This is a genomic window from Algibacter sp. L4_22 (assembly GCF_023473045.1).
Classification (GTDB): Bacteria; Bacteroidota; Bacteroidia; order Flavobacteriales; family Flavobacteriaceae; genus Algibacter.
This window is the reverse complement of sequence record NZ_JAMCOK010000001.1, coordinates 385601-398496: the sequence shown is the minus strand read 5'-3', so window position 1 is coordinate 398496 and position 12896 is coordinate 385601. Positions and strand designations below refer to the sequence as shown.

Below are 12896 nucleotides of genomic sequence, written 5' to 3'. Positions count from 1 at the left end.
CTGTTCAGGTTAGTTGTAAAATTAAGTATACCTTTGGTTTATGGCAAAACATAACGAGCTTGGTAAAAAAGGAGAACAATTGGCAGTCGATTTTCTATTGAAAAATGGTTATGATATTGTGGAACGTAATTACCGTTATCAGAAATCGGAAATTGATATTATTGCTAAAAAAATTGATGTTCTTGCCGTTGTTGAAGTTAAAACAAGATCGACCAGCGATTTTGGAAACCCAGAAGAGTTTGTAAAACCCAAACAAATTCAGCGCTTAGTAAAAGCGGTAGATGAATACGTGATTTCTAACAGCCTAGATGTTGAGGTGCGTTTTGATATTGTTGCGATTGTAAAAGAAGGCAAAGGTTTTAAAATTGAGCATTTAGAGAACGCTTTTTATCATTTTTAATAGATATTATTCTTCATCAGTTTCTTGTCCAAAAAAGGCTTGCAATACTTTAAAATCTTCAGGTTTAGAAATAATTTTTTTGTCTTTATCTAGAATAAAATATGTTGGCGTTGCAGTAACGCCGTAATCGTTTCCTATTTTGTTATCCCATTTTCCTTCGCCATAAACGTGTATAAAACTTGGGTAAGAATAGGTTAAATCTTTCCATTTATAAGGATCATCTTCTAGACCAACTGCTACAACTTGAACTAAACCTTTATCTAAAGATTGTACAAAAGATTGTAACTGTGGAATTTCATCTAAACAATGAGAACATGTGCTGCTCCAAAAAACAACCACATAAGTTTGAGCTATATCTAGCGCGCTTAATTGTGTTTTAACTAGCTTCTTATCTTTCTTGATTTCTAATGTGAAATCTGGTGCTTTTCTACCAATAGATGTGTTTTTAAATAAGGTTAAACCATCGATTAAATCTTTATCATTTAACGATTTTGCAACTGGCATTAAATACTTGTCTGAAATGTAGTTAGCAACCGACTCAAAACCTAAATCTGCCATTTGTTGCCATAAATCTACTAATAAAATACGTTTTACACCTTGTGGCGTTGTTTTTAAAATTTCATGAAAAACATCGATATTATTCTTGTAAACTGTAGCTTCATCTTCAATTTCAGAAGACATTCCGAAAACATAATTCAGCATTTTTTCTTCTAAAAAATTAGAGCTCTGTAGAGTTTTGCTATTGAAGTTTATATGATCGAAATAGTGTATTCTTAAGTTATTTATATAGGTTTTTAAGTCTTCAAATTCAGTTGGGACATAAGGTTGGTTGGCTTTAATAAAATCTAAAGCCATCATGCCTTCTGCTGCTTTTTCAAAATTTTCTTGTGTTTCTTGTTGTGTTTTAAATATCGATTTTAAAGCTTTGGAGTTTTTGCTTTCTTCTCTAAAATAATTTCCAATGCTTTGCGTAACCATAGACATGCTATTGGTGTATGATGCTAATAATTTGTTTTCGTCAGATTTTTTGAAAGTAACGCCGGTTTCAGAATTAAAAGTTAATTCAATATCTTCTTTACCGTTGTAAATAATATCAAAATTATAATCTTCTTGAGGTATAGCATATACCACACGATACATTCCTTTTGTTTTTGTAGAATCTAATTGAAACTCAAAACAACCAGTTTCTTTATCAATTTCTGTATTAGAAATATATTCTGACAAAGTTGGAGTTACCTTGTAAAGTAAAGCAAAATTGTATTCTTTCGCGGGAGAGAATTTTCCTTTAATGCTGTGTTGTGCTAATAAAATAATTGGTAAGAGGTAAATAAAAAATAATAAGCGTTTCACGGTTTTGAATGTATTAATTGTTCTTCTAATTAAAGAAATGGACTATTTTTATTTTAAAATGAAACAAGAATTAAGCCACAATAGGTTGTAAGGCGCTTAGTGCTTGTTTTACTGTTTTTATTTTTTCGAAAGTTAGCATTAATCTTAAACCATTTCGAGTTTGTTTTTCCTTCATTTTACAGGCTCCAGGATTTTTCTGGACAAACTGTAATACTTTGGTGAAACCAGGGCTTTGATAAAAGTTGCTTTGTTGGTCATTAATAAAATAACCAATAAGTTTACCTTGTTTCATAATCACTTTTTCGAAACCAATTTTGGTAGCTAACCACTTTATTTGGACACTATTTAATAAATCGGTCACTTGTATTGGTAATTCTCCAAAACGATCAATCAATTCTGTTTCAAATGTAAGCAATTCAGCATCAGTTTTTAAATTATTTAGCTGTGTATATAAGCTTAATCTTTCGGCGATATTATTTACATAGTCATCAGGGAAAAGAAGTTCGAAATCGGTATCGATGGTCACGTCTTTTACGTAAACGCGATCTTCTTCAGGCTCATCATATAAGTCTTTAAACTCATTTTCTTTAAGCTCATCAATAGCTTCGCTTAATATTTTTTGATAGGTATCGAATCCAATTTCATTAATAAACCCACTTTGTTCTCCACCAAGTAAATCGCCAGCACCACGAATTTCTAAATCTTTCATAGCGATATTAAAACCACTTCCTAACTCTGTAAATTGTTCTAATGCGGTTATACGTTTTCTGGCATCGTCCGTCATAGCCGAGTATTCTGGCGTAATAAAATAGCAAAAAGCCTTCTTGTTACTTCGCCCAACACGACCACGCATTTGGTGTAAATCACTTAAACCAAAATTATTAGCGTTATTTATAAAAATAGTATTGGCATTTGGTACGTCTAAACCACTTTCAATAATAGTTGTACTTACCAAAACATCAAATTCGCCATCCATAAAGGATAGCATGAGTTGTTCTAGTTTTTTACCATCTAATTGACCATGGCCAATACCAATTTTAGCATCTGGGACTAAACGTTGAATTAAACCAGCAACTTCTTTTATGTTTTCAATTCTATTATGGATGAAGAAAATTTGTCCGCCACGTTGAATTTCATAACTCACGGCATCACGAATATCTTCCTCGTTAAAACGAATAACATTACTTTCTATTGGATATCGGTTTGGAGGCGGCGTAGTAATAACAGATAAATCTCGGGCTGCCATTAAGCTAAATTGTAACGTTCGCGGAATAGGCGTTGCGGTTAGCGTTAAGACATCAACATTATCTTTTAGTGTTTTTAATTTTTCCTTTACTGCAACACCAAACTTTTGTTCTTCATCTACAATTAAAAGCCCGAGGTCCTTAAATTTTACATTTTTATTTACAAGTTGGTGTGTGCCGATTATAATATCAACACTTCCTTTTTCTAATCCTTCTAAAGTGGTGCGTTTTTCTTTTGCAGTTCTAAAACGATTAACATAATCTACCGTTACAGGGAAATCTTTTAAACGCTCACGAAATGTTTTTGCATGCTGATAGGCTAAAATGGTAGTTGGTACTAAAATAGCGACTTGTTTACCATTATCTACGGCTTTAAAAGCGGCTCGAATTGCTACTTCGGTTTTACCGAACCCTACATCACCACAGATTAAACGATCCATAGGGCGTTCGCTTTCCATGTCGACTTTAATATCGGCAGTTGCGCTACTTTGGTCGGGTGTGTCTTCGTAAATAAAAGATGCTTCCAATTCATGTTGCATGTAGCTATCGGGATTATATTGATAGCCTTTTTCTGTTTTCCGCTTAGCGTAAAGTTTTATTAAATTAAATGCCACATGCTTAACACGGGCTTTGGTTTTTTGTTTTAAAGTTTTCCAAGCGGTGCTGCCAAGTTTGTAAATTTTGGGAGGTTTGCCATCTTTACCATTAAATTTAGTGATTTTATGAAGGGAATGAATACTTAAATATAGTACATCACGCTCGCCGTAAACCAACTTAATAGCTTCTTGTTTTTTGCCTTCAACATCTATTTTTTGAAGTCCGCCGAAACGACCAACACCATGATCGATGTGTGTTACATAATCGCCAATATCTAGGTTTGTAAGTTCTTTTAAGGTAATGGCTTGCTTTTTTGCATAGCCGTTTTTAACATTGAATTTATGGTAACGTTCAAAAATTTGATGATCGGTATAACATACTATTTTTGTATCGTGATCCACAAAACCTTGGTATAGAGAAAGCACGATGGTTTGGTAGGAGACTTCACCTTCAACATCATCAAAAATATCATGAAAGCGTTTGGCTTGTTGTTCACTTACGCAGGCAATATAATTGGTGTAGCCTTTGTTATGATTGCTGTTTAGGTCTTCAATTAATAAATCGAATTTTTTATTGAAAGATGGTTGCGGAGTGGTTTTAAACTCTATTTTTTGCACTACGCTACCAATTTTCGTCATTATAGACGAGCTTCCAAATTCGATAATTGAAAAATCTAGTAATTGTTTTTTTAATAAGGTTGAATTGCAGAAAAGCTCCTTTGGTTCGGCTTGTTTTATTTCCGAAGATAAATTTCTGAAAGCGATTTCTGCTTTATTGTAAAAATCGTCGATTCTAGAAAAAAGTAAATCGGCATTTTTTAAACAGATAACTGTTTTATCGGCGATGTATTTTAGAAAACTTTGTCGTTTTTCGTCTAATAATTTATTGGCAACGTTTGGAATAACGTTTATTTTTTTTATTTGATCAATGGAAAGCTGAGTTTCTACATCGAAAGTACGGATACTGTCAACCTCATCTCCAAAAAATTCTATTCGGTAAGGTTCATCATTAGAGAATGAAAATACATCTACAATACCACCACGTACTGAAAACTCACCAGGTTCGGTAACAAAATCGACACGCTTAAATTGGTATTCAAAAAGGACTTCGTTTACAAAATCTATTGATAAATTATCGTTTACTGCTACTTTTAGTGTGTTACGTTCTAGTTCTTTTCTAGTAACAACTTGCTCAAAAAGGGCATCGGGATAAGTAACAATTATGGCTGGTTTTTTCTGTGAGTTTATGCGGTTTAAAACTTCTGCGCGTAATAATACATTAGCGTTGTCTGTTTCTTCTATTTCGTATGGTCTACGGTAGCTTCCTGGGTAAAAAAGCACATCTTTATCATTGCAAAGTTGCTCTAAATCGTTGAGATAAAAGGCGGCTTCTTCTTTGTCGTCAAAAACCATAAGAAAAGGCTTGTCGGCTTCCTTAAAAATACTTGATATTATAAAGGATAACGATGAGCCTACAAGGCCAGTTAAATGTATTTTATTTTCGTTTTTGGCAACAGCAGTTTGCAGATTTTGCTTTTGCAAAGTCTGTAAATACGTTTGCGAGAGGATAGATTTACTCACCTAATTATGGTTTTACGGTTACAAATATAGGCTTTAATATTTTTTTAAAATTAGACTCTTTTGTGTTTTTTTTAAGAAAATTGTACAAAATTTAATCCTTATTGAGTACTTTGCATTTTTTATCTAAATTTTAGATGAGAATTTAAAAAAATAGCAAAAATCTCCCAATGGAATCCCTTCAGTCTACCCTGCTCATCGATGATGATAAATTCACGAACTTTTATAACGAAAAAATAGTAAAAAAGCACAATACATTTAACTCTATTACATCTGTAAACAGTGGCGCTGATGCTTTAGTTTATTTACAAAAAGCGATGGATGGTTTAGTTAAAAAACCGGATGTTATTTTTCTAGATATTAATATGCCAGCAATGAATGGCTGGGAGTTTATTGAGGAATATAGTAAATTGGATAAAATATTTACTTCTAGCATTAAAATTATTATGCTAACAACCTCATCTAACCCGCAGGATCAAGAAAAAGCAAATAGCTCAAGTTTTATAAATAGCTATATTAATAAGCCATTGTCTACAACTCTTTTAGATGAGGCTTTAAACTTTGTTAAGTAATCCACATGGAAAAAAGGAGGTTTCTATTAATATGTTTATTCATTTGTTTTTTTGTGAATACGACTATTTATGCTCAAAATAGAGCATCTGTAAAAGGAAACATATCTGATACGTTTGGTGTATTGCCTGGAGCTTTAGTAAGTGTTGAGGGCTATGAAACTCAAACAACAACTAATATAAACGGAGATTTTAAACTTGATCTTGAAGAAGGAGATTATGTTATAACAGCCTCTTTTATAATGTATAACAGTAAAAGTAAGGCTATATCTCTTAAAGTAGGAGATGAGGTTCGTGTTGATTTCCATTTGGAAACTGGGTTTTCGGCAGATGAACCCGTGTCTTTGGGTACACGCTCTAAACCACAGTCTGCGTTGGAGACAACAGTGCCTATTGAGATTATAACTCCCGAAGAAATAAGCAATTCTTCTCATTTTGAATTAGGACAATTGTTACATTATTTAGTACCGTCGTTCCATTCTACACAACAAACCGTTTCTGATGGTACAGACCATATAGATCCTGCAACTTTACGAGGTTTAGGGACAGATCAAGTTTTGGTTTTAATTAATGGGAAACGACGTCACACATCTTCAATGCTAAATGTTAACAATACCATTGGTAGAGGAAGCGTTGGTACAGATTTTAATGCTATACCTGTAGCTTCTGTAGATCGTATTGAAATCTTAAAAGATGGAGCAACTTCGCAGTATGGATCTGATGCTATTGCTGGTGTTATAAATATTATACTTAAAAAACAAACCGATGTTATAGATATTGATACAGGAACTAAAATTAACCAAGAGAAAGACGGTGTTAACCATTACTTTAGTGGTAATTTCGGTTTAAAAATTGGTAATACGGGGTTTATAAATATAACTGGAGAATTTAGAGATAGAAGTGCAACTAATAGAGCAGGAGATTATACAGGGAATATTTATGTGGATGATGACGATGTGCTTGATAATCAATTAATATCGCAAAATGATTTTTTCGGTCAAACAGGTTATGACGATAAACAAGTCATGGAAGTTGGTAGTGCGGCTACCCGAAATTCTGCGTTAGCTTTTAATGGTGAATTATTACTCTTTGATAAAGCCAATTTGTATTTTTTTGGTGGGCGTAATTCTAGAGAAGGCACATCTAAAGGATTTTATCGATTTCCTAGAGAGGTTGATCGCGTGGTTGAGGAGCTTCATCCAGATGGCTTTTCACCAGAAATACTTACAAACATACAGGACGATGCCATGACGGTTGGGATTAGAGGAAAAAAGAACGATTGGGATTTAGATTTTAGTCACTCTATGGGTTCTAACAGTATAGATTTTACTGTTAACAACTCTAACAATGCTTCACTTGGACTTATTTCGCCTAGAACGTTTAAATCTGGTGGCTATCAATACCAGCTTAACACGACTAATTTAGATTTTAGTAGACCTTTCGATATCATGCATGGGCTTAACTTAGCCTTTGGAGGAGAAATACGTGTAGAGCGTTATGAAATAATTTCTGGTGAAGAAGATTCTTATATCGATGGTGGTGAAATTTATACTGATGAAAATGGCATTTCAAAACCTAAAATTATTGGAGCCCAAGTATTTCCAGGAATCCAACCTCAGGATGAGCTTATTCGTTATAGATCTAACGCCTCTGGGTATGTAGATGTAGAATTAAAACCTATTGAACCTGTTTTAATTAAAGCGGCTTTTCGTTATGAGTCTAATAATGACTTTGGAGAAAATTCGCTTTGGAAACTTTCTGCTAGATATAAGTTAGGTAAAAAGACATCTTTACGATCAAGTTATTCCACAGGTTTTAGAGCGCCATCTATGCATCAAGTGTTTTTTCAAAAAATTAGTACACAATTTTTTGATGGAGATATTAGCCAGGTCGGTACTTTTAATCATGAAAGTACTTTGGTTTCCGATGCTTTTGATGTAAGCAAATTAAAACCAGAATTATCGAAACACTTTAGCTTTGGTTTAAGCACTAAAATAGAAAATAAATATACCCTCTCTTTTGATTATTATAATATAAATATTAAGGATCGTATTGTGTTATCTGGACAATTTGATGAAGGTTATGAGGAATTATTATCTCCTTTTAATGTTACTGCTGCTCAGTTTTTTACTAACGCCATAAACTCTAGAACTAATGGTGTAGAAATGTCTTTTAATTATAAAAATAAAATAGGGGCAGGTAAATTAAACGGGAAGCTATCTGCAAATTTCACTAAAACGGAAGTTACTAAAGTTAATATGGTAAATAACGATGTTGAATCTTTGTTTAATCGAGAGGAGCGTTCGAGAATAGAGTCTGCTCAGCCAAACTTTAAAGTAAACTCTTATTTAAATTATGAAATTAATGATTTCAAGTTTAATATAGTAGGTACTTATTTTGGAAGCGTAAAATATATCCATCCAGACGATGGTGATTCTAGTAATTGGGTACTAAATGAGTTTTCGGGTAATATTGAGACTCGTGACCAAAAATTCGATCCAAAGTTTATTACCGATCTATATTTAACATACAACTACCAGAATTGGTTTCAAGCAACTGTTGGGTGCAATAATGTTTTTAATATATATCCAAATAAGCATACACACTCTGCAAACACTGTAAATGGTAGTTTAACTTATAGCAGACGTGTACAGCAATTTGGTGTAAATGGCGCAAATTACTTTGCTAAAATTTTATTACGCTTATAATGTTATGAAATCTAATTTTTTAATAAAATGTGTTTTTATAGTATTCTATATAACTTCTGTGCAAGTTTATTCTCAAAACACGAGTATTGAGCAGGTAAAGCGTGTTAAACGCGCTATTTTTATTTTCAATATTGCAGAGCAAACAAGTTACGGTGATACTAATATAAGCTCTGAATTTATTATTGGAGTTTTAGGAAAAGACCGAACTATTATAGATTTAAAAAGTCTAGCAGAAAAAAGACAAATTAAAAACAAACCCGTTAAGGTGGTTGGTTTTAGCAGTGTAAAGGATATTGAAAATGTTGATATTATTTATACTAATTACAATAAGAATTTTGATGTTGATTATATTTTAAATAAAATATCAGGGAATAATACATTACTAATCACTGAGAATTATCCTTATAATTCTTCTATGATAAACATTGTTAATGTGGGAAATGATTTTCAGTATGAAATCAATGAAAATCTTATGCAGCGCAATAATATTTCAGCTCTTTTTAATCTTCGGAAAAACGCCATTTCATCTATAGAAAAATGGAAACAGTTTTTCCAAAACTCAGAAAACACATTAGCCAAAACCAAAGATCAATTATCTAAAGCGGAAGATAGTGTTAAGCTTAAAGATGAAGAAATACAATCTCAAAAGCAGATTATTAGCATTAATGAAAATAAACTAAAAGCCAAAGACCAATCTTTGGTTAATCAAAAAACTGAAATCAAAGAGCTTATCTCGATTTCAGAATTTCAAAAGAAAAAATACTCCGATAAATTAATTATAGAAAAAGAATTAGAACATCGTATTCTTAAACAAATAGATTCTCTTAATAAACAGAAAGAGCAAATTGTGTTAAGTAATAGTGAAATTGAGATACAACAAACAACTCTAGCGAAACAAAAAGAAGATATTCTAAATGAAGAAGTAAAGGCTAGGGCTATTAGTGAAAAACTAAATACACAGCGTACTGTTAACTATTTATTGTTAATATTGATATTGTTTGCTCTAATATTTGGATGGGTGCTTTTTAAAAATTATTACAGTACAAAGCGATTAAATAATGTTTTAAAACAAAAGAACGATACCATTTATAACCAATCTTTTACGTTGGCTTCTAAAAACAAGGAATTAGAAGAATTTGCATATATTACAAGTCATGATTTAAAAGAGCCATTAGCGACTATTTCTGGACTTATAGACCTCTTAAAGGATGATTATAAAGACAAGCTCGACGAGGATGCTATGACTAGTATGGATTTTATAGATAAATCTAGTGAGCGCATGAGAACGCAAATAGACGACTTGCTCGAATATTCTAAATTAGGTAAATCTAAAGATAAGACTAATGTTGATTGTAATGATTTATTAAATGAAATCACATCTGATATAGCAAATGCTATTACGCGCTTTAATGCCAAAATAATATATCAAGATTTGCCTACCGTATCTGGTAGCAAAGTAGAACTTAGAGGTGTTTTTCAAAACTTAATAAATAATGCTATCAAATTTAAAAAAGTTGGAGTAAGCCCGCAAGTAACAATTAATTATACAACCTTTATTCTAGAAGAGCAGAATAAAGCTTTTTGGCAATTTGAGGTAACGGATAATGGAATTGGTATTGCAGAAAAACATAAACATAAAATTTTCTCTATTTTTCAACGGTTACATTCTCGCGAAGAATACGAGGGCACAGGTATTGGTCTTTCCTTTTGTAAAAAAATAGTAGAATCTTTAGGTGGAGAAATTTGGTTTGAATCTGAATTAAATAAGGGCACAACATTTTTCTTTACTATACCCAAATAAAGCCATCATTTAGCAACTAAGAAGGGGGTTAATTTATATAGTTGAATAACAAATTTACAGTAATTCTTTCCGCGTTAGGGATTGAGGTATTTGTTGAAGCTCCTCGAAGAGAGCGACTACCGAAAGCCCGACCCTTGTGGTAACGCCCAAATATTTGAAATTTCGGATTAAAATATTAAAAAAAATATGTAGGTTTGCATCACTAAAAAAAAGAGAAATATATGTCGTTTTCAGATTTATTTGATAGTGGTTTTAAAAAGCGTAATGAAGATCATTTTGCTGCAATTGTAAAAATAGCAATGGGTGACGGAGTTATTTCTGATGATGAGAAAGCATTTTTACAGCGTTTAGCACGCCGTTTAGATATTGGTGAGGCCGATTATAATCTTATATTGGAGAATTATAAAAAACACCCTATTAATCCACCAACGTCTTATGAACGTCGTTTAGAGCGTTTGTATGATTTAACGCGTATGGTTTATGTAGATAAAATAAAACACGACCGCGAAGAGGTTTTACTTAGAAAAATAGCTTTAGGTATAGGGTTTCATACTGAAAACGTAAAGTATATTGTGGATAAGGCGTTAGTATTAGTTAATGATGATGTGAGTTTAGAGGTGTTTAAGGATGCTATAAAAAATATGAATAAATAATATATTTTAAGAATCTACTTTATAATATTAGCGCCCTTTTAGGGTGCTTTTTTTGTGTTATAAACTTTCGTATTCGGCATATTTTAAGTTGTTTGGTAAGTCTATGGATGAGAATTCCAGATGTAAAATAATAATTTGATTGACCTTGATAGATTTGGAGTGGTTTATAAAAAACATCTAAGATTGCAACACTACAAAAACGCATTTGTTATATTTACAACATGAGAATTTTTTTAATACTATGCCTGTTTATAAGTGTAAGTACCTTTTCGCAATCGGATATTTTGGCGAAAGAGTACTTTAAAAACGGTGATTTTAACAAAGCCTTGGTAGAGTATAAAAAAATATATGCTCAACCATCTACAAGTATTGCTAATATTGATGCTATTGTTGAAACTTATCAGCAATTAGAACAATATGACGAGGCCGAAGCATTTTTGATAGAAGTTAGTAATCGTGTAAAATATGCTGGTTTTATTGTGGAGTTGGGATATAATTTTCAATTACAAAAAGATACTGTAAATGCAAGACTTCAATATAATAAAGCTTTAGAAACGATCGATTTACAAACTAGTAATGCATTTGCGGTAGCTAAAGTTTTTCAAAAATATAATTTGTTAGATGAAGCTATAGTGGCTTATGAAAAAGGTATGGCGTTAAACCCAGAGTATAATTTTAATTTACAATTGGCTCGGTTGTTTGGTGAGCAAGGTAAAATTGAAAAAATGTTTGTGAGTTATATTGATTATGTTGAAGTTAATCCGTTTGCCGTGAACAATATAAAGCGATCAATTAATGATTTTATAAGTGAAGATTCTCAAAGTGAAAACAATATATTATTCCGAAAGATTTTGTTAAAGAAAGCGCAGCAAGCACCTAATTTATTATGGAACGAGTTGTTGAGTTGGTTGTTTGTTCAGCAAAAAGATATCAAGAAAGCATTTGTTCAAGAAAAGGCAATTTTTAATCGAGCACCCGAGAGTTTAGATAGAATAGCCGATTTAGCCACCATTGCAACTAGTGAAAAGCAAAAGGAAACAGCTAAAGAAATTTACGAATTTATTATTGAAAAATCACAAGATATAGAAACTCAAGTTAGTGCAAATTATCATTTACTTCAGCTAGAAACTAATGTAAATAATAAAGAGAATTACAGTGAGATAGAAGCTAAATATTTAAAGTTGTTTGATGCTTTTGGCTCGGTTTCGCAAACTTTAAAACTTCAAATAGCTTATGCTCATTTTTTAGCATTTTATAAGAATGAAACAGGAAAAGCGACTTCTTTTTTAGAAAACACTTTGGAGCTTAGATTAACCAAGTTTCAAAAGGCTGAGGTGAAATTAGAATTGGGCGATATTTTGGTGCTTCAAGAAAAATTTAACCAAGCTTTAATTTATTATACACAAATTCAGCGGAATTTAAAAAACAGTTCTATTTCTCAAGAAGCTCGTTATAAAGTTGCTAAAACAAGCTATTATAAAGGTGATTTTAAATGGGCGGAATCCCAACTTAAAATTTTAAAAGCATCGACTTCGCAATTAACAGCTAATGATGCGCTTGATTTGAAATTATTAATATCGGATAATAAATATGAAGATTCACTGCAAACAGCTTTAAAACTATACGCAAAGGCAGATTTGTTGGCTTTTCAGAATAGAAATGATGAGGCTATTAATTTGTTAGATCAAGTATTAAACGAACATAAAACCGAGCCTATTATTCCTCAAGCCTTGTATAAGCAAGCCGAATTATTTGAAGGAAAACAACAGTTTGAAAAGGCTGCGAGCAATTATAAAGCAATTATAGAAAATTACAGGGAAGGCATTTTGATTGATAATGCATTATTTAAGTTAGCTGAATTATACGTAAAGTATTTAGAACAACCTGATAAAGCAAAACCACTTTATGAAGAGATTGTCTTCAATCATTCTGATAGTATATATTTTATTGAAGCTCGAAAGAAATTTAGAGCTTTACGTGGTGATGCCATAAACTAA

The 12896-nt window shown here is 32.1% G+C and carries 8 protein-coding genes; 6 read left to right on the top strand and 2 right to left on the bottom strand.

What is annotated here, in order from left to right:
- Window positions 1–40: 40 nt before the first annotated feature.
- A complete protein-coding gene (locus tag M4I23_RS01700) occupies window positions 41–400 on the top strand; it encodes a YraN family protein (RefSeq protein ID WP_249753213.1) in 360 nt (119 codons plus the stop codon).
- Window positions 401–406: 6 nt separating this feature from the next.
- On the opposite strand, the gene M4I23_RS19895 is transcribed toward M4I23_RS01700, so the two are convergent.
- Both M4I23_RS19895 and mfd read right to left on the bottom strand, forming a co-directional pair.
- Entirely contained in the window at window positions 407–1750 is a 1344-nt protein-coding gene (locus tag M4I23_RS19895) for a TlpA disulfide reductase family protein (RefSeq protein WP_249753212.1), read from the bottom strand.
- Between the two features lie 70 nt (window positions 1751–1820).
- The gene (gene mfd, locus M4I23_RS01690) at window positions 1821–5171 is read right to left on the bottom strand and encodes a transcription-repair coupling factor (protein ID WP_249753211.1); all 3351 of its coding nucleotides are present in this window, start codon (window positions 5169–5171) and stop codon (window positions 1821–1823) included.
- A 167-nt stretch (window positions 5172–5338) separates the two neighbouring features.
- Here mfd and M4I23_RS01685 point away from each other — a divergent pair, with 167 nt between their 5' ends.
- The 5 genes from M4I23_RS01685 to M4I23_RS01665 all read left to right on the top strand — a co-directional run bounded on the left by M4I23_RS01685 (window position 5339) and on the right by M4I23_RS01665 (window position 12896).
- Complete coding sequence (locus tag M4I23_RS01685; RefSeq protein ID WP_249753210.1) at window positions 5339–5740, top strand: response regulator; 402 nt, start codon at window positions 5339–5341, stop codon at window positions 5738–5740.
- A gap of 53 nt (window positions 5741–5793) precedes the next feature.
- A complete protein-coding gene (locus M4I23_RS01680) occupies window positions 5794–8445 on the top strand; it encodes a TonB-dependent receptor (protein ID WP_249753209.1) in 2652 nt (883 codons plus the stop codon).
- A 4-nt stretch (window positions 8446–8449) separates the two neighbouring features.
- The gene (locus M4I23_RS01675; protein ID WP_249753208.1) at window positions 8450–10246 is read left to right on the top strand and encodes a YfiR/HmsC family protein; all 1797 of its coding nucleotides are present in this window, start codon (window positions 8450–8452) and stop codon (window positions 10244–10246) included.
- A gap of 221 nt (window positions 10247–10467) precedes the next feature.
- Window positions 10468–10899 (top strand): TerB family tellurite resistance protein, encoded by a 432-nt coding sequence (locus M4I23_RS01670; RefSeq protein ID WP_158846282.1) that lies wholly within the window; start codon window positions 10468–10470, stop codon window positions 10897–10899.
- A 221-nt stretch (window positions 10900–11120) separates the two neighbouring features.
- Entirely contained in the window at window positions 11121–12896 is a 1776-nt protein-coding gene (locus tag M4I23_RS01665; protein WP_249753207.1) for a tetratricopeptide repeat protein, read from the top strand.

What these genes read in the sequence shown, in the direction of transcription:
- M4I23_RS01665 (WP_249753207.1), top strand. Translation starts at nt 11,121, where the DNA reads ATGAGAATTTTTTTAATACTATGCCTGTTTATAAGTGTAAGTACCTTT.
- M4I23_RS01700 (WP_249753213.1), top strand. Translation starts at nt 41, where the DNA reads ATGGCAAAACATAACGAGCTTGGTAAAAAAGGAGAACAATTGGCAGTC.
- M4I23_RS01670 (WP_158846282.1), top strand. Translation starts at nt 10,468, where the DNA reads ATGTCGTTTTCAGATTTATTTGATAGTGGTTTTAAAAAGCGTAATGAA.
- M4I23_RS01675 (WP_249753208.1), top strand. Translation starts at nt 8,450, where the DNA reads ATGAAATCTAATTTTTTAATAAAATGTGTTTTTATAGTATTCTATATA.
- M4I23_RS01685 (WP_249753210.1), top strand. Translation starts at nt 5,339, where the DNA reads ATGGAATCCCTTCAGTCTACCCTGCTCATCGATGATGATAAATTCACG.